The sequence below is a fragment of the Halobaculum litoreum genome (genome assembly GCF_030127125.1).
Classification (GTDB): Archaea; Halobacteriota; Halobacteria; order Halobacteriales; family Haloferacaceae; genus Halobaculum; species Halobaculum litoreum.
Map to the genome: position 1 here is coordinate 2,554,038 of NZ_CP126156.1, position 22,176 is coordinate 2,576,213.

Consider the following 22,176-nt stretch of genomic DNA (forward strand, 5'->3'; position numbering starts at 1 on the left):
CGGCGTCGTGTCGACTGACGGCGGTGTGTACCGATCCGTCACGTCTCGCCGCGCGACGGCGTCCGGCGGCCCGGGGGAGCCGAAGGCCTAAGCCCGACGCTCGCCGTTCGTCTACCATGCACACCCTCTCGCTCGTCGGTCCCGGCGTGGCCGACCTCCTCGACCCGCTCGCCGCCCGCCTCGACGGGCGTGTGGCCACCGTCAGACGCGACGCGTCGCCGACGGGTGCCGCCGCCGGGGAGGCGGCCGCGAGCTACCGCCTCGGCGACGACGGGTCGTGGACGGCCTCGGGGACCGACGACTCGTTCCCCGCGCTGTTGGACCGGCTCGCGCCCGAGTTCGACTACGCGCTCGTCGCCGGGTTCTCCCGCCTCCGCCTCCCGACGGTCGTCGTCGGCGACGCCGCCGTCCCGGGCGACGTCGTCGCCCGCGTCGACGACGCCGGGGCGCTCTCGGTCGACGCCCTCGCGGAGCTGATCGACGAGGGGGAGCCACACGTGACGCTGGAGTCGCTCGTCGCCGCGGCGAAAGCCGCCGACGGCGCCGACCGATCGGGGGCCATCGCGACGTTCACCGGCCGGGTGCGCGCGAAGGACTCCCCGGACGACGACCGCACCGAACTGCTGGAGTTCGAGAAGTACGAGGGCGTCGCCGCCGACCGGATGGCACGCATCGAGCGCGACCTCGAGGAGCGCGAGGGCGTCTTCGACGTGCGGATGCACCACCGCGTCGGCGTCGTCCCCGACGGCGAGGACATCGTGTTCGTCGTCGTCCTCGCCGGCCACCGCACGGAGGCGTTCCGCGCCGTCGAGGACGGCATCAACCGGCTGAAGGACGAGGTCCCGATCTTCAAGAAGGAGACCACCGAGGCCGACGAGTTCTGGGTCCACGAGCGGTCGCAGTGAGCCCGGACGACACGGGCGGACCCGGTGTCGCGCCGGGGCCGATCCGATAGGTTCCGAATCCGTTTTTGTGAATACAACGTCCGACGCGGCGAATCACCTCCCCGAATCCCTATCGACTGAGACTGGCTGAGGATCGGTTGTGAACAGTCTAACTGTCTCTCGAACGTTCGTGAACGGTCCGATTGGCGGCGTTTCACGGTAGAAATCCCCTGAACGGAGCCGAATCACCCTCAACGGACTGGACTTTATATGCCCCCGTGGCTCCGTAGGCAGAATCGAGGTGACACAATGAGCGCAACCGTGCAACCCTCCGACACCGACCGCGCCTCGACCGACGACCCCTCCAAGGAGGAGCGCCTCGCGGCGTTCCTGCGCGAGAAGGCCGCGGACGGCGAGCTCTACTTCAAGAGCAAGTTCATCGCCGACGAGGTCGGCCTCTCCCCGAAGGAGATCGGCGCCCTGATGGTGAAGCTGAAGGACTCCGCGTGCGGCCTCACCATCGAGAAGTGGTCGTACACGTCCGCGACCACCTGGCGCATCGAGCCGACGAACTGACCGGCCGACCACACGGGTCCCTACCCACACGCACGGACGGTCCCCGCGACCATCCGATCCCCGGTCCCCGCTCCCCGCCGTCCCCGTATCGGCACCCCGGGCGTCCTCGCGCCGGCCCGGAACCCGGCAGCGAGGACTTATCCCGATTCGCCGCGAACCGCAACCGATGAGCGAGGCGGTTCCCGACGACCATCCCCGTCCTCCGGAGCTCGACGCCGTCTTCCACTGTTCGGAGGTCCGAACCGACGGCGACAGAGTCCTCTACTACGGGATCAGCGACGTCGGCGAGCGCGAGCTCGTGCGACGGATCTGGCCCGCGTTCCGCGAGGCCGGCTACGAGGTACAGGTGGTGAACACCGACACCGGGCTCGACGTCGTCGTCGCGCGGCCGCACGCCGACGGGGTCGACGGCGTCCCGTGGGTGAACGTCGGGCTGTTCCTCGCGACGGTGGTGTCGACGCTGCTCGTCGGCGCGACCGCGTGGTACTACATCCCGTTCTCCGAGATCGCCGCGAACCCGCTGACGGCGCTGCGCGCGTGGCCGTTCACCGCGGCGGTGCTCGGCGTCCTGATGACCCACGAACTCGGCCACTACGTCATGGGCCGGTACCACGGGGTCGACGTGTCGCTCCCGTACGTGATCCCGTTCATCCTCCCGTTCGGGACGATGGGCGCGATCATCCGGATGCGCGGGCAGATGCCCGACCGCGAGGCGCTGTTCGACATCGGCGTCGCCGGGCCGCTCGCGGGGCTCGCCGCGACGGTCGTCGTCACGGTCGTCGGCCTCCTACTGGGCCCGTTCACCGTCCCGGCGTCCGTGCTCGGCGGGGGCGGACAGGTGATCGTGTTCAACAACCCCCCGTTGCTCGACCTGATCGCGGCGGCGCTGAACCAGCCGACCGGCTACAGTGACCCGACGCGGACCGCCCACCCGGTGATCATGGGCGCGTGGGTGGGGATGTTCTTCACCGTGCTCAACCTCCTGCCGGTCGGCCAACTCGACGGCGGCCACATCGTCCGCGCGATGGTCGGCGAGCGTCAGGAGACCGTCGCGGCGATGGTGCCGGCCGCCCTGTTCGGGATCGCGGCGTACCTCTACTTCGTCCGCGACCTCGCGATCAACGAGTCCGTCGGGCTGTGGGCGTTCTGGGGGCTGTTCTCGGCGTTCATCGCCTACCGCGGCCCCGCGAACCCGATCGACGACGAGCCGCTCGACGGCCGCCGCGTCGCCGTCGGCGTCGCCACGTTCGCGCTCGGCCTGCTGTGTTTCATGCTCGTGCCGATCCAGGTGACGACCGTCTGAGGCCCGGCGCCTCTCACCCGTCGTCGTCCCGCCCGTCGCTCCCGGTCCCGTGGCCGTAGCCGCGGTCGGGCAGCGCCTCGCCGTCCATCGTGACGCCCGCCGCCGTGACGTGCCCGAGCACCGAAATCGGCGTCGGCGACGCCTCCCGGGCCGCCTCGACGGCGTCCTCGGGGACGGCGAACACCAGCTCGAAGTCCTCGCCGAAGAACAGCGCCGCCTCCCGCCGCTCGCCGCCGGCGGCGAACAGGTCGCGCACCGCGCCGGCGACGGGGACCGCCTCCCACGCGACCGCCGCGCCGGCGTCGCTCGCCGCAGCGATCTGGTGGAGCGAGCGGGCGAGGCCGTCGCTGGAGTCCATCATCGCCGTCGCGTACGGCCGGAGCGCGACGCCGGCGGCGACGCGGGGGTGAACCGGAACAGGGCGTTGCCGCGGTCGGGGTCGCCCGCCTCGAACGCCCGCAGCGCCGCGGCGCTGCGCCCGACCGTCCCCGTCACGCAGAGCGCGTCGCCCGGGGCGGCGCCGCTCCGCAACACCGGGTCGTCCGTGCGTCCGAGCGCCGTCGTCGCTACGGTGAACTCGTCGTGCTCGTCGAGGTCGCCGCCGACGTACTCGCCGCCGACCGCCTCGCACACCTCGCGGGCGCCGGCGAGGAACGCGTCGACCTCGGCGGGGTCGAACCGGGGAGCGCCGTACGCGGCGACGGCGGCCTCGGCCTCGGCGCCCATCGCGGCCACGTCCGACAGGGAGGCGCCGACCGCGCGCCAGCCCGCGGTGTAGCGGTCGACGCCGGTCGGGAAGTCCGTCGTCTCGTGGAGCATGTCGGTCGTGAGCACGCGGTCGCCCACGACCGCGCAGTCGTCCCCCGCCCCGGGGAGGTCGGCGGCCAGCCGCGCCAGCGCCTCGCGTTCGTCCATCGTGCGAGGGTTTCGGGGCGGGCGTAAACGGTGTTTTCATCGAGCGCGGGGTCGCGACCGGCGCCCGTCGCGGCGGCCTCCGGCTTCCCACGCGGCGACACCGTCCCCCGGTTCCGGAGGCTTGAAGCGGCCGCCGGGCGACCGTCAGGCCATGAACTCGGACCAGCTACGCGCCACCGTCGTGGGGTTCCTCGGCGCGTTCGCGGTCCTCGGCGTCCTCCTGTACCTCGTCGGGGTCGACGACCTCGTCGCGGTGCTCGGACGGGCGTCGCTCGACGTGGTCGCGCTGGTCGTCCTCGCCACGCTCGGCTGGCTGGCGGCGTGGTCGCTCGGCCTCCGGACGGTGCTCGGCGTCCTCGGCGTGCCGCTGTCGTTCCCGCGGTCGTTCCTCGTGCTCAACGGGGCGATGTTCTCCAACAACGTCACGCCGTTCGGGCAGGCGGGCGGCGAGCCGGTGACGGCCCTCCTCATCGCGAAGGTCGCGGACACGGAGTACGAGCGCGGCCTCGCGGCCATCGCCAGCGTCGACACGTTGAACTTCGTCCCGTCGGTGTCGCTCGCGCTCGTCGGCGCGGCGTACTTCGCGACCGAGACGACGTTCGGCACCCGGCTCCGCTTCGCCACCGGCGTCGTCGCCGCGCTCGCGCTGGTCGTCCCGGGCGCGGTGTATCTCGGGTGGCGCAACCGCTACGCGCTGGAGGACCGCGTCGTCGGCGCGCTCGTCCCCGTGATCCAACGGGTCGCCCGCCTGCTTCCGGTGTTCACCGCCCCCAGCGCCGACAGCGTCGAGTCGCGCATCGGCCACTTCTTCGGCGCCATCGAACGCGTCGCCACCGACCGCACCGGGATCGCGGTGGCGCTGTCGGCGTCGGCGCTCGGGTGGGTGTTCCAGATGGTCGGGCTGTACCTCGCGTTCCTCGCCATCGACCAGCCCGTCCCGTTCTCCGCGATGCTGTTCGTCGTCCCGATGGGCGCCATCGCGGGCGTCACTCCTCCCCTCCCCGGCGGCGCCGGCGGCATCGAGGCGGTGCTGGTCGCCGTCCTCGCGGCGCTCCCCTCGGTGTCGGTGACGGCGACCACGGCGCTGGGCGCGGTCGTCATCTACCGGGCCGCGGTGTACTGGGTGCCAGTCGTCATCGGCGGCGTCGTGGTGAGCGTCGTCGGCGCCGACAGCGTCGGCTGACGGGCGCCCGCTCGCCCGGCGGTCGCCCCCCTGTCGCCCCGGAACCGGACCGCGTGGACGCCTCACACGGAACCGGCGATACGACGGCTTTAAACGGAACGACGCTGAAATCGCCCGTATGGTTACCCTCTACGACGTCCCGGCGGCGGACCTCATCGACGAGGTCGCCGCGCGACTGGAGGACCGCATCGAACAGCCGGACTGGGTCGAGTTCACCAAGTCCGGGCAGGACCGCGAGCTGCCGCCCGAGCAGGAGGACTTCTGGTTCCGCCGGACGGCCTCGCTGCTGCGCAAGGTCGCCGACCGCGGCCCGGTCGGCGTCGAGCGCCTCGCGACCGAGTACGGCGGCGCCAAGCGCGGCACGAACCGCTACGTCGTCCAGCCCCCCGAGCACGAGGGCGGCTCGCGGAAGATCATCCGCGTGGCGCTCCAGCAGCTCGAGGAGGAGGGCTTCGTCGAGACCGCGCAGGGCGAGGGCCGCCGCATCACCGACGAGGGCCGCTCGTTCCTCGACGAGACCGCCGGCGACGTGCTGAGCGAGCTCGACCGTCCCGAGCTCGAGCGCTACGCGTAACCCCTCGACCGACCGTTCTCCGGCCGCCGCCCGCCAGCGACGGCGTCGTCGCCGACCGGCGCCCCGCCGTCCCCGCGCCGGCCGCGGAGGCGTCGCGTCGGCGGCGTTGACGCACCCACAACCGTTTTGACCGCGCGCCGGCAACTTCGGAACGACATGAGCGAGACCCCGGACGACGAGCGACTGGAGGAGCTGCGCGAACAGAAGATGCGCGAGCTACAGGAGCAAGCCCAGGGGCAGGGGGCCGACGAGGAGGCCCAACAGGCCGCCCAAGAGCAGGCCGAGCGCCAGCAGGAGGCGCTGCTCAAGCAGTACCTCACCGACGGGGCGCGCCAACGGCTCAACGCCGTCGAGATGAGCAAGCCCGAGTTCGCCGCCAAGGTGAAACAGCAGGTCACGGCGCTGGCCCGCAGCGGCCGGGTCAACGGCCGCATCGACGAGGACCAGATGAAGGAACTGCTGCGGGAGCTGCAGCCGGACCAGAAGAGTTTCGACATCCGCCGCCGCTGACCGATCCGTGGATCTGGCGCTCTGCTACAGCGGCGGGAAGGACTCCTCGCTCGCCGCGCTCGTCCTCGACCGCTTCTACGACGTGACGCTCGTCACCGCGACGTTCGGGCTCACCGACGACCACGAGCACGCCCGGCGGGCGGCCGAGTCGCTCGGCTTCCCGTTCGACACCCACGAACTCGACCGGGCGGTCGCCGAGGAGGCCGTCGACACGATGCGTGCCGACGGCTTCCCCGCAACGGCATCCAGCGCGTCCACGAGCACGCGCTGGAGTCGCTCGCCGAGCGCGACGTCGACGCCGTCGCCGACGGCACCCGCCGCGACGACCGCGTCCCGACGATCTCGCGGGCGTTCGCCCAGTCGCTGGAGGACCGCCACGCCGTCGACTACCTCTCGCCCCTCTCGGGGTTCGGCCGCGGCGCCGTCGACCGCCTCGTCGAGCGCACGCTCGAGGTGGAGACGGGCCCCTCCGAGGAGGTGCCGAAGGCCGACTACGAGGGGGAGCTCCGGGCGCTCCTACGCGAGCAGGGCGGCGACGACGCCGTCCGCGACGTGTTCCCCGCACACGAGCAGACGTACGTGCGCGGGCGGCGCTGAGCGGGCGCCCGCCCGTCCCCGCGGGCTCCCCCGCCGCCCGGTTCTCGCCGCCACCGGCGCGGTTTTCCGTCGCGACCGCACACCGCCGAGCGTGCTCGCGCCCGACGCCCTCCTCCCCCTCCGACTCGTCTCCCCGGGGATCGCCGTCGCCCTCGGGGCGGCGGTGCTGTGGGGGGTGTACCTGTTCTCGATCAAGCGCTACCTCGCGGGCGTCCCCGCCACCGTCCTCACCGTCGCGGTGAACGCCTGCGCGCTGGCGTGGTACGCGCCGGTCGCCGCGACCCGCCTGTCCGCGGCCGACGTCCCCGCCCCCGCGGGTCTCGGCGCCGGCGGCGTGCTCGCGATCGCCGGGAGCGTCCTCGGCGTCGCCGCGGGGTACGTCCTCGTCGTGGAGGCGCTGGCGCTCGGCGAGGTGTCGTACGTCACGCCGATCAACAAGGTCGTCCCCGTGTTCGTGCTCCCGCTGGAACTGCTCGTGCTGGACGCGGTCGTGCCGCCGCTCGCCGTCGCCGGGATCGCGGTCGTCACCGTCGCGGTGTACGTCGCGAACTACCGCGGCGGCGACCCGGTCGAACCCCTCCGGCGGGCCGTCACCGCCCGGCCCGCACAGCTCGCGCTGCTGTCGGCGGTCGCGTACGCCGTCGGCGACGTGGGGAAACGCGCCGTCGTCGACCGCGTCGGGCTCCCCCGGAGGCGCTCGTGGTGGTGGTGGTCGGCGGGGTGCTCGTCGTCCTCCTCCCGCTGGCGGTCCGCGACCTCCGCGCGCTCCGCGCCGCCGGCGACGGCGACGGCGCCGGGACGCTGCCGCCCGCGACGACGTTCGTCGCGCTGGGGCTGCTCGTCGCGGGCGCCGAACACCTCACCTCGGTCGCGTTCGACGCCCTCCCCGCCAGCATCGCCTCCCCCGTGATCAACACGCAGGCGATCGTCGCGGTCCTCCTCGGCGGGGTGGTCCTCGGGGAGCGCCGGCTGGGTGCGCGCCTCGTCGCCGCTGCGCTGGCGGTCGTCGGGGTCGGGCTGTTGGCGGTGTGAGCGCGGCCGGGGCGGCCGGCCTCGGCGCCGACGACGGTCCGCCCGCGAACCACGGGGGTTAACCTCCCGGCCGCGCGACTCCCCGCCAATGCCCACCTACGACCGCCTGAAGGGGTTCCGCGACTTCTACCCCCCCGAGATGGCCGTCCGCCGGGAGGTGACCGACACGCTGGAGTCGGTCGCGCGCCGGTACGGCTTCCGCGAGATCGACACCCCCCGGCTGGAGCCGGCGGAGATGTGGACGGACAAGTCCGGCGACGACATCGTCGACGAACTGTACGCCTTCGAGGACCACGGCGGCCGCCACGTCACCCTCACGCCGGAGCTGACGCCGACGGTCGCGCGGATGTACGCCGCGAGGGCGCAGGCGCTCTCCAAGCCCGTCAAGTGGGTCTCGACCCGGCCGTTCTGGCGCTACGAGGCCGTCCAACAGGGTCGCTTCCGGGAGTTCTACCAGACGAACGTCGACGTGTTCGGCTCGTCGGAGCCGACCGCCGACGCCGAGGTGCTCGCGACCGCCGCCGACGCCATGACCGAGCTGGGGCTGACGGCCGCCGACTTCGAGTTCCGCGTCAGCCACCGCGACATCCTCGGGTCGCTGCTGCGCTCGTTCGACGCCGACGTCGACGTGCGCGCCGCCGTCCGCGCGGTCGACAAGTCCGAGAAGGTCGACGAGGCGGAGTACCTCGACCTGCTCCACGACGCCGGCCTCGGCTTCGACCAGGCGCGCCAGTTCGACGACCTGCTCGGCGTCGCCGACCCCGCGGCCCTCGACGAACTGACCGACTTCGCCCCGGAGTCGGACGACCTCGCGGCCGCCGTCGACAACCTCCGCGCCGTCCTCGCGGCCGCGGACGACTTCGGCGTCGGCGAGCACTGCGACCTCTCCCTGCGCACCGCGCGCGGGCTCGACTACTACACCGGCGCCGTGTTCGAGTGCTTCGACTCCACCGGCGAGGTCGCCCGGTCCGTGTTCGGCGGCGGGCGCTACGACGACCTCATCGAGCAGTTCGGCGGCCAGCCCACCCCGGCCGTCGGCGTCGCCCCCGGCCACGCCACGCTCGGGCTCCTCCTCGAGCGCGCCGGCGTCGCCCCCGAGGCGGCCGTCGAGACCGACTACTACGTCCTCCAGGTCGGCGACACCCGCCCGGTCGCCGCCCGCATCGCCCGCGACCTCCGCGCGGCCGGCAACGTCGTCGAGACGGACGTGTCGGGCCGGAGCTTCGGCGCCCAACTCGGCTACGCGGACACGATCGACGCCGAGACGGTCGTCATCGTCGGCGAGCAGGACCTCGCGAACGACGAGGTGACGGTGAAGGACATGGCCACCGGCGACGAGACGACGACGCCGGTCGAGGGGTTCCCCGGCGACCGCGACCGCCCGACGTACGACGACGTCGCGTAGCCGGGATGACCGCCCCGCGCGCCCGCCGCGCCTTCCGCGTCGCCTACGACGGCCGCCCGTTCTACGGCTTCCAGCGCCAGCCGGACGTGCCGACCGTCGAGGGGACGCTGCTGGAGGCGCTGCGCGCGCTCGGCGTCCTCGACCGCGGCGGCCCCGACGACGAGGCCCCGGACACCCCGCCCGGCTACGCCGCCGCCGGGCGCACCGACCGCGGCGTCTCCGCGCTCGCCCAGACGGTCGCGTTCGACGCGCCCGACTGGCTCACCCCGCGGGCGTTCTCCAGCGAGTTGCCCGGGAGCGTCCGCGTGTGGGCCGCCGCCGACGCGCCCGCCGGCTTCCACGCGACCCACGACGCCGCCCGGCGGACGTACCGCTACCACCTCCACGCCCCCGGCGCGGACCCGGCGCGCGCCCGCGAGGCGGCCGCCCGGCTCTCGGGCACACACGATGTCCACAACCTCACCAGCGACCCGCGCGGGCCGCGCACCCGCCGCGACCTGTCGGTGACGGTCGACACCGGTGCCGGCTCCACGGCCGCGGGCGACGAGTTCCTCGTGCTCACCGTCGCCGCCGGCGGGTTCCCCCGGGAGTTCGTCCGGCGGCTGGCGACGGTGGTCCGCGGCGTCGCGGTCGGCGACACCGGCCTCGACCGTGTCGACGAGGTGCTCGGCGACGAGGCGCTGGCCGGCCCGCGGGGGTCGCCCCCGCGCCGCCCGGCCCGCTCGTGTTGGCGGACGTGACGTACCCCGACCTCGCGTTCGAACCGGATCCCGAGGCCGCCGCCACGCTCCGCGAGGTGTTCGACGGCCGGCGGGTCGCCGCGGCCGGCCGGGCGCGGGTGCTCGGCGACGTGGTCGACGGCGCGGGGACGGACTGACTACTCCCAGTCGGCCGGCCACAGCCCGGCCGCCCTCATCCCCGGCTCGAAGTCGGCGTCGCGGAACGCCTCCTCCAACTCGTACGGGTCGAGCACCGGCACCTCGGTGCCGTCGTCGGCCAACTCGCGGACCATGAGTGCGGCGAGCACGCCGTGCTCGCGGATGCAGCGGTCGTCGACTTTGTCGCGCGTGTCGGCGTGGGTGTGGCCCCAGCCGCGGCCGCGCTCGCCGCTGTCGGAGTGGAGTTGGAGCGCCGCCGTCCCCCGCCGGACGAACGGCCACTGGTCGGAGAACGGGTGCGGCTCCTCCCGGACGCGGACGGGCTGGCGCGTCTCGGCGCCGACGCGCTCGGCGACGGCGGCGGTCGCGTCGGAGGTGTGCGTCATGGCGACGAGGTCGCGGAAGCGGCCGGCGCCGTCGACGTTGACGACCGCCTTCACCATGTCGAGGTCGGTCGTCTCCGCGAGGTGTTCCGAGCCGAGGAGGCCGGTCTCCTCGCAGCCGACCGCGGCGACCCGGACGCCGATGTCGAGGTCCGCGGCCGCGAGCACCCGTGCCGCCACGAGCAGGGTCGCGACCCCGCAGCCGTTGTCGAGGGCGCCCTCGGCGATGTCGTGGGCGTCGTAGTGGGCCACCGCGAGCACGTACTCGTCGGTCCGCGGCCCGACGTGCGCGAGCACGTTCCGCGACTCGCCGGGGACCGTCTCGGCGTCGACCGACAGCTCGACCGCGCCGCCCTCGCCCGCGTACTCCGTGAGCCACGCGCCCGTCTCGCTGCTCACGCCGACAGCGGGGACGACGGCCTCCTCGCCGAACGTGAGCGACCCGGTCGGCGGCAGTTGGCCGGGGACGTGGTTGACGAACACGAACGCCTCCGCGCCCGCCTCCGCCGCGGCGCCGAACTTCTCCATGCGGTGGACGAACCGCGAGTCCCCGGGCGTCGTCGTCGACGCGACGGCGACCTTCCCGTCGACGTCGACATCGTCGATCTCCGCGGGCGTGCCGTACCCCACGTCGACCAACTCGCCCGAGACCTCGCCGCTCGGACAGTACGGGAGCGCGATCGCCTCGAACTCCCGGTCGCCGGGCGCGGTCAGCCGGAGCGTCGTCTCCCCGCGGCGCCACTCGGGGGCGTCGAACGGCTCCTGCCTGACGCGGTCGAGGCCGGCCTCCCGGAAGGCGTCGGCCACGAGGTCGGCCGCGCGCGCCTCCCCCTCGCCGGCGGCCATCCGGCTCCCCAGCGCGGTGAGGTCGGTGACGAACGCCCACGGTTCGGTGTCGGTCCACGCCCGACCCACCGCCGCGGCGAGGTCGTCGTCGAGGTGCATGCCCGGAAGCGACGCCGACCGGCGGCAAAAGTCCGCGGGTGGCGGCCGGCTCCGTGTCCAGAGCCACCGATTTGATATCGCGGTATTCGATTTATCGATCCCCCGCGTCCGTTTTGACGGGTCGCGACGTAGCGGGCGTATGACCTCCCCCGGAGGTGGGACCGACGGATGCCGGTAGTGCCCGGACTGGTCGAGCGGCTGGCGTTCCGCGCGAACCTCGCGCCGGCGGCGATCCTCGACGTGCACGGCGCGGCGTCGCTGCACGCGGCGTCGCTCGCCGCGGAACTGGGCGTGTTCGAGGCGCTCGACCGGCCGCGGACGGTCGACGGCCTCTCGAACGCGCTCGAGTGCGACCCCGCGGGACTGGGGACGCTGCTCGACGCGCTGGCGGCGGTCGGCTACGTCGACCGGGACGGCGACCGATACGTCCGCAGCCGCGCGACCGACCGGTGGCTCGTCGCCGACGGCGACGCCGACCTCGCTCCGTTCCTGCGGTTCTGGACCGACGTGGTCCTCCCGTACTGGCGCGACCACGCCGCCCGCGCGGTCCGCGAGGGCGACCCGGCGGCGTCGCTGTACGAGTGGCTCGGCGACGACGAGGCCGCGTGGGCGACGACGCAGGCGGGGTTCCGATCGGCCGCGACGCTGCTTCGAACCCCCGTGTGCGACGCGCTCGGCGGCGTCGACGGCGAGCGCGTCCTCGATCTGGGCGGCGGGCACGGCGCGTACGCGGTCGCACTCGCCGAGCGCGGCGCCGACGTGACGCTCGTCGACCACCCGGCCGCGTTGGAGACGGCCCGGGAGGCGGCCGCGACGGCCGGCGTCGACCTCGCGCTCGTCGGCGGGGACTACCTCGACGACGACTGCTGGGAACGGCTGGCGGCGGGCGACGGCGCCGACCGCCCGGACGCGGGGTACGACCTCGTCCTGCTGTTCAACGTCCTGCACGGCCACACGCCCGCGGAGGCGGCGGAGCTGCTCGACCGAGCGACGGCGGCGTTGGCGCCCGGCGGTCGGGTCGCCGTCCTCGACCAGTTCGCGGCGGACGGCCCGACGAAACTGGCGTCGGTCGGCGTCGCGCTGATCGACCTCACGTACCTCGTCACGCTCGGCGGCGGGACACCCGACTCCGCCGCCGTCGAGCGGTGGCTGGCGTCGGCGGGGCTGTCGGGGGTCGACTCGCGGACGTTCCGGCGCGCGCCGGGCGTCCGGTTGTTGGTCGCGACACGGCCCTGACTCCGGCCCCGTGCTCGCGCCGTCGGCCGCGGAGGCGGCCGCCGTCTGTCGGTCCGGTTGGCAAGACTTACCACCGCGCACGGGCACCCACGGGTAATGAGTTCGGTACCCGAACGATCCGAGATCGACGCGGAGTACAAGTGGAGCGTCGACTCGATCTTCGCCGACGACGAGGAGTGGACGGCCGCCTACGAGGACCTCGAGGAGCGGCTCGACGACCTCCGCGCGTACGAGGGGCGCGTCACCGAGAGCCCCGCCACGCTGTTGGAGTTGCTCGAGACGTACGAGGACGTGTACCGCGACGTGGCGAAGGTGAGTTCCTACGCCCAACTGCGCTCCAGCGAGGACACCCGCGACCAGGAGTACCAGGCGCTGTCCTCGAAGGCGCAGGCCCTCCAGGCGGAGGCGTCGAGCGCGTCGAGCTACCTCGAGCCGGAGCTGCAGGAGTTGGACGAGGCGGAGTTCGAGGCGTTCGTCGAGGCCGAGCCCGCCCTCGCCGAGTACGAACACTTCGTCGACGACGTGGTGCGGATGAAGCCCCACACCCGGTCGGCCGAGGTGGAGGAACTCCTCGCGGACCTGAGCGAGGTCACCGGCGCGGCGGGGGAGGCGTACTCGATGCTGGCGAACGCGGACATGACGTTCCCGACCGTCGAGGACCCCGACGGCGAGGACGTGGAGATCTCGCAGGGGAACTTCACCACGCTGCTGCAGAAGCCCGACCGCGAGTTCCGCCGGACCGTCCACGAGGAGTTCTACAGCGAGTGGGCCGACGTGCGCAACACCGTCGGGACGACGCTCGCCAAGAGCGTCAAGAAGGACGTCAAGATGGCCCGGGCGCGCAACTACGACACCGCCCGCGAGGCCGCCCTCGACGGGCCGAACGTCCCGGTGAGCGTGTACGACACGCTCGTCGACACCGTCCGCGACAACCTCGACTCGCTGGGGCGCCACGCCGACCTCAAGCGGCGGGCGCTGGGCGTCGACACGCTGGAGATGTGGGACCTGTACATGTCGCTGACGGGCGACGAGGGCCCCGAGATCAGCTACGAGGAGGCCAAAGAGCACGTGATCGCGGCGGTCGAACCGCTGGGCGAGGCGTACCAACGGCGCATGGCCGAGGGGCTGGAGTCGCGCTGGGTCGACGTGTACGAGAACCGCGGGAAGCGCTCGGGCGCGTTCTCCTCGGGGACGTACGACACCCAGCCGTTCATCCTGATGAACTACCAGGACGACGTGTCCTCGATGTACACGCTTGCCCACGAACTGGGCCACTCGATGCACTCCGAGCTGGCGAAGGAGGCCCAGCCGTGGCAGTACGCGGACTACGAGATCTTCGTCGCGGAGGTCGCCTCCACGGTCAACGAGACGCTGCTCACGAAGCACCTGCTCGAGAACGCGGAGTCGGACGAACTGCGCGTCCACGCGCTCGACCAGTACCTCGAGCGGTTCCGGTCGACGCTGTTCCGCCAGACGATGTTCGCGGCGTTCGAGCAGGCGATCCACGAGCACGACGAGGCCGGCAAGCCGCTCACGCCCGACGCGTTCGACGAACTGTACGGCGAGCTGAAGGCGGAGTTCTACGGCCACGCCGACGCGAACGTCGACGACCACATCCGCCGCGAGTGGATGCGGATCCCGCACTTCTACTACAACTTCTACGTGTACCAGTACTCGACGGGCATCTCGGCGGCCGCGGCCATCGTCGACCGCATCGAGTCGGAGGGCGAGGTCGCCGCCGAGCAGTACCGCGAGGCGCTGCGCGCGGGCGGGTCGGAGTACCCGATCGACGTGCTGGAGATCGCCGGCATCGACATGACCGACAGCGCGCCGATCGAGTCGGCCATCGGCGTGTACGACGACTACCTCGACGAGGTCGCGGCGCTGCTCGACCTGTAAGGGCGCGGCGGCGCTTCCGGCTCGAACGGCGGTTCGGCGCACCGCCGCGGCCGCCGTCCCGCGATCGGTCGCTGACTGACCGTTCAGTATTATCGGACGATTTAACTTAGGTCGTTGAAACGTCCAGACGCAATGCCCTCTCAACCGGACCCGTCGAGCAGGTCGATACTCCTGATCGTCGTGGTCGCAGCCCTCCTCACGAGTGCCGTGCTCGCGCCGATGGCGCACCAGGCCACGAGCGGCCCGGAGGGAACTGTCATGGTCGTCTCGGTCGGCAGTTCCATCTCCGGCTCCTCGGTCGACGAGGCCGTCGCCCACCTGCGTGACGCACGGACGAACGACTCGATCGAGGCAGTCGTACTGAGCGTCGACAGCCCCGGCGGATCGGCCGCCCAGAGCGAACGGCTCTACATGGCCGTCGAACGGACCGCGGCCGTGATGCCCGTCGTCTCCAGCGTCCAGGGGATGGCGGCCTCCGGCGGCTACTACGCCGTCGCGCCGACCGACCGCATCTTCACGCTCCCCGCGGCGGAGGTCGGGTCCGTCGGCGTGATCGCGACGGCCCCCGCCGACACCCCCCCTCCAGCTACATCAAGAGCGGTCCGGACAAGGCGTCCGGACGCGCGGACCAGACCCGCCGCGAGGTCGAGGAGCTCCAGTCGGCGTTCGTCGAGAGCGTCCTGAAGCACCGCGAGCTGAACATGAGCCGCACCGAACTCGAACACGCGAAGACGTACATCGGCATGCGCGCCGTCGAGAACGGCCTCGTCGACGAGATCGGCACGACCGCCGACGCCGTCGACTACGCCGCCAACGAGGCCGGCCTCGACAGCTACGACGTGACCCGTCGCGATGCCAGTCCGAGTATGGGTCTCCTCCTGTTCGAGGAGACCGCGAACGGCACGGTCGTGCTCGCGGAGCCGACCGACTCCCCGTACCGCTACTACATGACCGTCGGCGAACCCGCCGACGAGGTGGTGATCTACAATGCAAGCTAATCCCCTCCGGCTCGTCGGGACGTTCCTGCTCGTCGTCGTCGTCGTCGTCGGCGCCGCGGCGGCCGTTCCGCTCGTGACGAGCCAGCAGACGCCCGCGCCCGCACAACTCGACAACCCGCAGTTCCAGCCCGACAACGCACTCATCGACGACGCCCCGCAGGACGGGAGCATCGAGATGGAGGCGGACGCCGAGCCGAAGACGATCGTCGTCGACGCCGGCCACGGCGCCGCGCCGTCGGCCGAGTCGATCGACCCGCTCGTCTCGGCGCTCGTCGCCAACGGGCACACGGTCGAGTTCTTCGACCCGCAGGCCGACCGTCGCGCGACGCTGAACGACTCGCTGCGCGAGGCGGACGCGTTCCTGACGATCGCGCCGACCCGCCGCTACAGCGACGCCGAACTGGCCGGCCTGGCGGCGTTCACCGACGCCGGCGGCCGGCTCGTCGTCCTCTCGGACCCCGCGAGCTCGGGCGGCCTGAGCGGCCTGCTCGGTGGGCTTCTCGGCCTCCCGACGGCGTCGAGCGGCCCGACGACGACGCACCTCTCCTCGCAGTACGAGATGGCGTTCCGTTCGGGGTACCTCTACGAGACCGACTCCGAACGGAACTACGCGGCCGTCTCGGCGGCCGGAGCGAACGGGTCGCTCGGCGACGGCGTCGAGAACGCCGTCCTCCGCGACGCCGCGCCGGTGGTGGTCGGCGGGAACGCGACCGTCGCGCTCGCGAGCGCCGACGGCACCACCCGGTCGACGACCCGCCGCGACGGCAGCTACGCCGTCGCCGCCCAACAGGGGAACGTCGCGATCGTCGGCGACAGCGACTTCCTCGCGCCCGACGACGCCTACCGCGGGGACAACGAGGTGCTGATCGGCAACCTCGCGGACTTCCTCGTCTCCGGCGAGAAGTCGCCCGAGGACGCACCGACGACGCCCACGCGGTCCGGCCCCGGCGCGCCGTCCGGCGCCGGCACGCCTCCCGGCGGCGCCTGAGAACGACTCCCGGTCCGTTTTTTCGGTCGCGTGTCGTCGCCGAGCGACGGCGTCGTCGCGGGGCTCGCCGGTCGACCCCCGAACACACCCGAGGCGAACGCCCCCGCCACCCAAAGCCCCTTTACCGGCGCTACCTAAGCGAGTACGAGAAATGTCACGGAGCCCGTCCCTCCCCGATCGGCCCCGCCTCGACCTCGACCCCGACATGAGCGAGGCCGAGCGGCTGGAGGCGCTTCGCAAGCACTTCGAACGGATCGTGCAGGTCAACGACGAACTGTCGGACCGGCTCGAGGACGCCCAGGGCCGTCGCAGCGACCTCCGCGACGAGGTCGACGAGCTGAAGCGCCGCAACGAGGCGCTGAAGACGTCGTCGCTGTACATCGCGACGGTCGAGGAACTCACCCAGGACGGCGCCGTGATCAAACAGCACGGCAACAACCAGGAGGTGCTCACCGACCTCTCGCCGCGGCTCGAGGACGAGCTGGAGGCGGGCGACCGCGTCGCCATCAACGACTCGTTCAGCGTCCAGACGGTGCTCGACGACGAGACCGACGCCCGGGCGCAGGCGATGGAGGTCGACGCCTCCCCCGAGGTCACGTACGCCGACATCGGCGGCATCGACGAGCAGGTGCGCGAGGTGCGCGAGGCCGTCGAGGCGCCGCTCGTCGACGCCGACCAGTTCCGCGAGGTGGGCATCCAGCCGCCCAGCGGCGTCCTCCTCCACGGCCCGCCGGGCACCGGGAAGACGATGCTCGCGAAGGCCGTCGCCAACGAGACCGACGCGACGTTCATCAAGATGGCCGGCTCCGAACTCGTCCGGAAGTTCATCGGCGAGGGCGCCCGGCTGGTGCGCGACCTGTTCAAGCTGGCCGCCGAGCGCGAGCCCGCCGTCATCTTCATCGACGAGATCGACGCCGTCGCCGCCAAGCGGACCGACTCGAAGACCTCCGGCGACGCGGAGGTCCAGCGCACGATGATGCAGCTGCTCTCGGAGATGGACGGCTTCGACGACCGCGGCGAGATCCGCATCATCGCGGCGACGAACCGCTTCGACATGCTCGACGACGCGATCCTCCGCCCCGGCCGCTTCGACCGCCTCATCGAGGTGCCCAAACCGGGCCCGGAGGGGCGCGAGCGCATCCTCGAGATCCACACCGCCGACATGAGCGTCGCCGACGACGTCGACTTCGCGGATCTGGCGCTCGAACTGGAGGACTACTCCGGCGCCGACATCGCCGCCCTCACGACCGAGGCGGGGATGTTCGCCATCCGCGACGAGCGCACGACCGTCCGCCGCGAGGACTTCGAGAACGCCCGCGAGAAGGTCGAGACCGACTCCGAAGGGCCGGTGTTCAACGACGGCGAGTTCGGGCGCTACCAGTACTGAGTCGGCTCCGATCCGCGTCCCAGTCGGGCGGTTTCGCCCCGCGACTCGTCGACCGCCGGCCGCGGCGACACGCCCCCGCCCGCGATCCGACACCCACTTTCCTCCCGCCGCTCGTCACCCGGTATGGACATCCTCGTCGCCGACGGCGTCGGCCACGGCCCCACCGAGCTGGCCGCCTACGACGCCGCGCTCGCCGACGCCGGCGTCGGCGACTTCAACCTCGTCACCGTCTCCTCGGTCGTGCCCGCGGACGCGACCGTCGAGGCGGTCGGCACCGCTCCCGACCTCGGTCCCGCGGGCGACCGCCTCACGGTCGTGCAGGCGCACGCGGCCGCCTCGCCCGGGGACGCCCACGACACCGACAGCGTCACCGCCTGCCTCGGGTGGGCGACCGGTCCCGGTCCCGGCCTGTTCTACGAGGCCGACGGGAGCGACGCCGACGCCGTCCGCGAGACGGTACTGGAGGGGTTGGCGGCGGGCCGCGACCTCCGCGACTGGACGTTCGACCGCGAGGAGACCCGCAGCGCCACCGTCGCCGCCGACGAGTCGGCGTACGCCGCCGCGGTTGTCGTCGCCGCCTACGGCGACAGCGAACCGATCGCGTGACCGGCCGGTCCGGCCGCTCCCGGTCGGCTCGACGCTGTTTCTCGCGGACATGTCGCCGACGGCTTTTTAAATGGACCACCCATATCCTCGTCGTATCTGATGAACGGCAACAACCCATACGCGGGGGCTCCGGGCGTCGTCGAGGCGGGTCGTCCCGAGGAGATCGACCTCACCGCCGACCAGAAAGACGCGCTCCGCCGGGCGGTCGCCACCATCGTCACGCGCACCGAGTCGTACCTCCCCGACGGCTACGCCGTCGGCTCGAACTCTCCTACGGCGCCAACGGGCCGCAGGCGACCGTCGCCGTCCAGCCGCCGGTCGGCCACGCCGTCTCGGCGGGCTTCTCGCCGGACCTGGAGGACATCGAGGCCGGCCTCGACGCCGAGGACCGCGAGGAGGTCGCCCGCGGCCTCGCCGCCAGCGCGGCCGCGCAGGTGATGTCCGCCGTCGGCGACGACCTCGAACCGACCGCCCGATAGCCCGGCACCGACGACTCCGTTCTCACGCGTCTCCCGACGACCGAGAGGCCCCTCTCCCGGTCGGGACGCCGTACCCGGATTCGGGTTCGGAACGCGTCGTCACGAAAACCGCCGGACGTGGCGGCGGATCGGAGCAGAATACGACCGATCGATTCACCGGCGTCGACCGCGGTCGACGGGAGGCGAGACGAACAGCGCGTACGCGACGACCAGCGCCGCCAGCGCCGACCCGACGCCGGCGGCCGTCGGGGTCGGCACCGGGAGCGCCGTCCCGCCGACGACGCCCGCGAGGAGCAACGCGGGCACGACGGCGAGGACCAGGTCCTCCTTCGACCACGATCCGACCCGGGGGACGCGCCGAGCGACACCGTCGCTCGGTGGTTTGCGCACACTCATCGGCTCTCACCCGTCGAGAACTACTGTTCTGCTCGTAAAATACGTTACGGCGGAAATAATACGCGGAACACGTGCGAACGTGATCCGGACGTGACGCGTGTGGACGCTCGTGGTCACGCGTGGCCACGGGCTCGCCTCTCCGCCCGCGAGCGTGCCGGTCGGATCGCCCGACGGCGGCCCGGATCGGAGCCGTTACTTCCCCCAGAAGGGGTCGGTCTTCCGGCGCTTCTCCAGGTACGCCTTCAGCGCCTCGATCTCGTCGGCGCGGATCTCCGAGGCCAGCTCCTGTTCGAGGATCTTCGCGTGCTTCTCGGGGAGTTCGATCCACAGTTCGTCGCCCTCCTCGATCTGTCGGCCGACGGTCGGGCCGTCGATGGCGACGGAGACGCGCTCGCCCGCCTGTGCTTTGTCCACGTCGTCGCCCTGGTGCTGGATGCCCGACAGCGTGCCGACGCGTTCGGGTTCGCTCCCCTCGAACTTCGCGACCGGCCGGTTGTTCTGCACCGTGCCGGAGACCACCTCCACGCCGACGACCGCGGGGTCGTTCTGCCGGAACGTGTGGTCCTGCAGGATGCGGAAGCGCGCGGGCTTGGTGATCTTGTCGAGGACGGTCTCCTGTTGGGCGCGCTCCATCTCGTCGACGTACTCCTCGTACTCCTCGACGAGCTGGTAGATCACGTCGTCGTCGAACAGCTTCACGCCCGTGCGGTCGAGCGCCGCCTCGGCGTCCGAGAGGACGTCGACGTTGAAGCCGAGGATCACCCGGTGTTTCTCCTCGTTGGCGGTCTGCGCGACCGTCACGTCGCGCGGGGCGACGTCGCCGACCTCGGCGCGCAGGATCGGCACCTCCGCCTCCTCCAAGGCGTTCGCCATCGCCTCCAACGAGCCGAGCGTGTCGGCCTTCACGACGACGCCGTCCTCGGCGGTGTCGACCTCGATCCTCGCGAGCTCCTTGCGGACCTCCGCCTTCACCGCGTCCACGTCGTCGCCGCGGACGACGCGGACGGGCGCGCCGGACATGGCCTCGTCGAGGTCGGGCGCGGCGATCTTCACACCCGCGGCCGCCCGGACCTCGTCGACGCGCTCGAACCGCTTCTCGGTCCGGATCTCGGCGTTCGGCCGGGGCTGGAGCAGCGCGCGCACCTCCGTCACGATGGGGTCGTCGCGGCCGCCGACGACGATGGTGTCGCCCTCGCGGACGACGCCGTCGTACAGCACCACGTCCAGCGTCGCGCCGAAGCCGCGCTCGTCTTTCACCTCGAGGACGGTACCGACGCCCGGACCGGCGACGTCGACGGCCATCTCCTCTTTCATGAACCGCTGGGACAGCCCCATGAGCACGGTGAGCAGGTCCGGGATGCCCTCCCCGGTCATCGCGGAGACGGGCACCACACCGATGTTCGACTGGAAGTCCTGCACGCGCCAGTAGAAGTCCGCGGAGAACCCCTTGCCGGAGAGGTCTCCGATCAGTTCGTACAGGTTCTCGTTGAGGCGGTTCTCGGCGCGGTCGGACTGCTGTTCCAGGGACTTCTGGATCGGCTGTCCCTGCTGTGGGTTCCACCCGGGCGTCGTGTCCACCTTGTTGGCGGCGACGACGAACGGCGTGCCGGTGCGCTTGAGGATGTCGATGGCCTCCTCGGTCTGGGGCTGGAAGCCGTCGTTGACGTCGACGACGAGCACCGCGATGTCGGCGAGGGCGCCGCCGCGCGAGCGCAGCGTCGAGAACGAGTGGTGCCCCGGCGTGTCGATGAACAGCAGGCCGGGGAGGTCGAAGTCGGTCGGGTCGACGAGCGACCCGGCCATCTCCGAGATGGTCGAAAGCGGCACCGCGGTCGCGCCGATGTGTTGCGTGATGGCGCCGGCCTCGCCCTCCTGGACGGCGGAGCCGCGGATGCGGTCGAGCAGCGTCGTCTTCCCGTGGTCGACGTGGCCGAGCACCGCCACGATGGGGGTGCGGAGGGTGCCGGACCCGGCGGCGGACTCGGACTCTGTGTTGGTGTCGGACATGGAATATACTCCGAGAGAAGGTCTCTTGTCCGAGTTGAACCGGGGGCCGAAGTTACCTGTTTCGACTCACTCGGACCGACGGCGCCGGTTCGTCGACCGCTCCTCCGATCGCCGCCGTCGGCCGTGGGTTTCGCCGCCGGCCGCCGCCGGCGACCTCCCGAGGTCGGCGCCCGCGGCGTGTGCCCCGCGTCCGACGCCAGCGTGGCGTTTATGACCGTCCGGTCAGTGAGCGACGGTATGGCAGACATCCTCGCCGAGAACCTCTCCGGGAAGGCCGTCATGGGCTCCGACGGCACCGAGTTGGGCATGCTGTACAACATCACGATGGACCTCAAGACCGGGTCGCTGTCGGACCTGCTGGTCACGCCGAACGAGGAGCTGTCGCCCGCACAGGTTCCGTTCGACCGCGACGAGAGCGGCCGGTTCCACGTCCCCGTCTCGAACGTGCAGGCGGTGAAGGACTACATCGTCGTCCGAACGTAATGGAAGTCCTCGATTCGTCGGCGTTCATCCACGGCTACGACAGCGACGACGACACCGCCTCCGTCCCCGCCGTGCAGGCGGAACTGAACGGCGAGACCGCCCTCCGCTTCGACGCCGAGGAGGGCGCCGGGATGCACGTCCACGTCCCCGGCGAGGGGGCGCTCGGCCGCGTCCGCCGCGCCGCCGAGGAGACCGGCGACGCCGCCGAGCTCTCCGACACCGACCTCCGCCTGCTGGCCGCGGCGTTCGAACTCGACGCGACGCTCGTCACCGACGACTACGCCATGCAGAACGTCGCCGAGCGCATGGACGTCGGCGTGCGCGTCATCGCCCGCGACGGCATCGACGAGGAGATCAGCTGGCGCTTCCAGTGTTCCGGCTGCGGCCGCACGTTCGACGAGAACCGCGACCGCTGTCCGATCTGCGGCAGCGGCCTCTCGCGGAAGAACCCCTCCTGAGGTCGGCCGACCGTTCTCCGATCCACGGTGCCGTCGTGCGGTTTTCGTCCGCGG

At 72.2% G+C, this 22,176-nt stretch carries 19 protein-coding genes and 5 pseudogenes; 20 read left to right on the plus strand and 4 right to left on the minus strand.

Annotated features, from left to right (window positions below; genetic code table 11):
* The first annotated feature begins 116 nt into the window (after positions 1–116).
* From P0R35_RS13910 to P0R35_RS13920, 3 genes are all read left to right on the plus strand, one after another.
* A complete protein-coding gene (locus P0R35_RS13910; RefSeq protein WP_284013022.1) occupies positions 117–905 on the plus strand; it encodes a molybdopterin synthase in 789 nt (262 codons plus the stop codon).
* A 288-nt stretch (positions 906–1,193) separates the two neighbouring features.
* Entirely contained in the window at positions 1,194–1,460 is a 267-nt protein-coding gene (locus tag P0R35_RS13915) for a DUF7123 family protein (protein WP_284013023.1), read from the plus strand.
* A gap of 166 nt (positions 1,461–1,626) precedes the next feature.
* Positions 1,627–2,763: a site-2 protease family protein gene (locus P0R35_RS13920; RefSeq protein WP_284013024.1), complete on the plus strand. Its 1,137-nt coding sequence runs from the start codon at positions 1,627–1,629 to the stop codon at positions 2,761–2,763.
* A gap of 13 nt (positions 2,764–2,776) precedes the next feature.
* On the opposite strand, the pseudogene thiL reads toward P0R35_RS13920, so the two are convergent.
* A pseudogene (thiL, locus tag P0R35_RS13925) lies at positions 2,777–3,678 on the minus strand (thiamine-phosphate kinase).
* Between the two features lie 151 nt (positions 3,679–3,829).
* Between thiL and P0R35_RS13930 the strand changes: the two are divergent.
* The 7 genes and pseudogenes from P0R35_RS13930 to truA all read left to right on the plus strand — a co-directional run bounded on the left by P0R35_RS13930 (position 3,830) and on the right by truA (position 9,856).
* Positions 3,830–4,861: a lysylphosphatidylglycerol synthase transmembrane domain-containing protein gene (locus P0R35_RS13930; RefSeq protein ID WP_284013025.1), complete on the plus strand. Its 1,032-nt coding sequence runs from the start codon at positions 3,830–3,832 to the stop codon at positions 4,859–4,861.
* A 118-nt stretch (positions 4,862–4,979) separates the two neighbouring features.
* Complete coding sequence (locus tag P0R35_RS13935) at positions 4,980–5,435, plus strand: 30S ribosomal protein S19e (RefSeq protein WP_284013026.1); 456 nt, start codon at positions 4,980–4,982, stop codon at positions 5,433–5,435.
* Between the two features lie 156 nt (positions 5,436–5,591).
* Entirely contained in the window at positions 5,592–5,945 is a 354-nt protein-coding gene (locus tag P0R35_RS13940) for a DNA-binding protein (RefSeq protein ID WP_284013027.1), read from the plus strand.
* A gap of 7 nt (positions 5,946–5,952) precedes the next feature.
* Positions 5,953–6,542 (plus strand): annotated as a pseudogene (locus tag P0R35_RS13945) (DUF7411 family protein).
* A 91-nt stretch (positions 6,543–6,633) separates the two neighbouring features.
* Positions 6,634–7,574, plus strand: a pseudogene (locus P0R35_RS13950) (EamA family transporter).
* Between the two features lie 88 nt (positions 7,575–7,662).
* On the plus strand, positions 7,663–8,979 hold the full coding sequence (gene hisS / locus P0R35_RS13955) for a histidine--tRNA ligase (protein ID WP_284013028.1): 1,317 nt from the start codon (positions 7,663–7,665) through the stop codon (positions 8,977–8,979).
* Between the two features lie 5 nt (positions 8,980–8,984).
* Positions 8,985–9,856, plus strand: a pseudogene (gene truA / locus P0R35_RS13960) (tRNA pseudouridine(38-40) synthase TruA).
* On the opposite strand, the gene P0R35_RS13965 reads toward truA, so the two are convergent.
* A complete protein-coding gene (locus tag P0R35_RS13965; protein WP_284013029.1) occupies positions 9,857–11,185 on the minus strand; it encodes a M28 family peptidase in 1,329 nt (442 codons plus the stop codon).
* Positions 11,186–11,353: 168 nt separating this feature from the next.
* Here P0R35_RS13965 and P0R35_RS13970 point away from each other — a divergent pair, with 168 nt between their 5' ends.
* The 8 genes and pseudogenes from P0R35_RS13970 (at position 11,354) to P0R35_RS14005 (ending at position 18,778) form a co-directional block, all read left to right on the plus strand.
* Positions 11,354–12,421: a methyltransferase gene (locus tag P0R35_RS13970; RefSeq protein ID WP_284013030.1), complete on the plus strand. Its 1,068-nt coding sequence runs from the start codon at positions 11,354–11,356 to the stop codon at positions 12,419–12,421.
* Between the two features lie 96 nt (positions 12,422–12,517).
* A complete protein-coding gene (gene pepF / locus P0R35_RS13975) occupies positions 12,518–14,320 on the plus strand; it encodes an oligoendopeptidase F (protein WP_284013031.1) in 1,803 nt (600 codons plus the stop codon).
* A gap of 132 nt (positions 14,321–14,452) precedes the next feature.
* Positions 14,453–15,004, plus strand: a complete 552-nt coding sequence (locus P0R35_RS13980; RefSeq protein ID WP_284013032.1) for a S49 family peptidase — start codon at positions 14,453–14,455, stop codon at positions 15,002–15,004.
* Complete coding sequence (locus P0R35_RS13985) at positions 15,001–15,318, plus strand: Clp protease/crotonase-like domain-containing protein (protein ID WP_284014655.1); 318 nt, start codon at positions 15,001–15,003, stop codon at positions 15,316–15,318. The genes P0R35_RS13980 and P0R35_RS13985 overlap by 4 nt, the downstream gene beginning before the upstream one ends.
* Positions 15,308–16,306 carry a DUF4350 domain-containing protein gene (locus tag P0R35_RS13990; protein WP_284013033.1) on the plus strand — a complete coding sequence of 333 codons (999 nt, stop codon included), beginning with the start codon at positions 15,308–15,310 and terminating at the stop codon, positions 16,304–16,306. The genes P0R35_RS13985 and P0R35_RS13990 overlap by 11 nt, the downstream gene beginning before the upstream one ends.
* A gap of 151 nt (positions 16,307–16,457) precedes the next feature.
* Positions 16,458–17,693, plus strand: coding sequence for a proteasome-activating nucleotidase Pan2 (pan2, locus tag P0R35_RS13995; RefSeq protein ID WP_284013034.1), 1,236 nt, complete (start codon positions 16,458–16,460; stop codon positions 17,691–17,693).
* 123 nt (positions 17,694–17,816) lie between these two features.
* Positions 17,817–18,299 (plus strand): pyruvoyl-dependent arginine decarboxylase, encoded by a 483-nt coding sequence (locus P0R35_RS14000; protein ID WP_284013035.1) that lies wholly within the window; start codon positions 17,817–17,819, stop codon positions 18,297–18,299.
* A 99-nt stretch (positions 18,300–18,398) separates the two neighbouring features.
* Positions 18,399–18,778: pseudogene (locus P0R35_RS14005) on the plus strand (DUF5811 family protein).
* Positions 18,779–18,931: 153 nt separating this feature from the next.
* Here P0R35_RS14005 and P0R35_RS14010 read toward each other — a convergent pair.
* Together P0R35_RS14010 and infB are read right to left on the minus strand one after the other, a co-directional pair.
* Complete coding sequence (locus tag P0R35_RS14010) at positions 18,932–19,168, minus strand: DUF8015 family protein (RefSeq protein WP_284013036.1); 237 nt, start codon at positions 19,166–19,168, stop codon at positions 18,932–18,934.
* Positions 19,169–19,366: 198 nt separating this feature from the next.
* Positions 19,367–21,181, minus strand: coding sequence for a translation initiation factor IF-2 (gene infB, locus P0R35_RS14015; protein ID WP_284013037.1), 1,815 nt, complete (start codon positions 21,179–21,181; stop codon positions 19,367–19,369).
* A 237-nt stretch (positions 21,182–21,418) separates the two neighbouring features.
* On the opposite strand from infB, the gene P0R35_RS14020 reads away from it, so the two are divergent.
* Positions 21,419–21,664: a PRC-barrel domain-containing protein gene (locus P0R35_RS14020; protein ID WP_284013038.1), complete on the plus strand. Its 246-nt coding sequence runs from the start codon at positions 21,419–21,421 to the stop codon at positions 21,662–21,664.
* Complete coding sequence (locus P0R35_RS14025; protein WP_284013039.1) at positions 21,664–22,122, plus strand: NOB1 family endonuclease; 459 nt, start codon at positions 21,664–21,666, stop codon at positions 22,120–22,122. Before P0R35_RS14020 ends, P0R35_RS14025 begins: the two co-directional genes overlap by 1 nt.
* Positions 22,123–22,176: the final 54 nt, after the last annotated feature.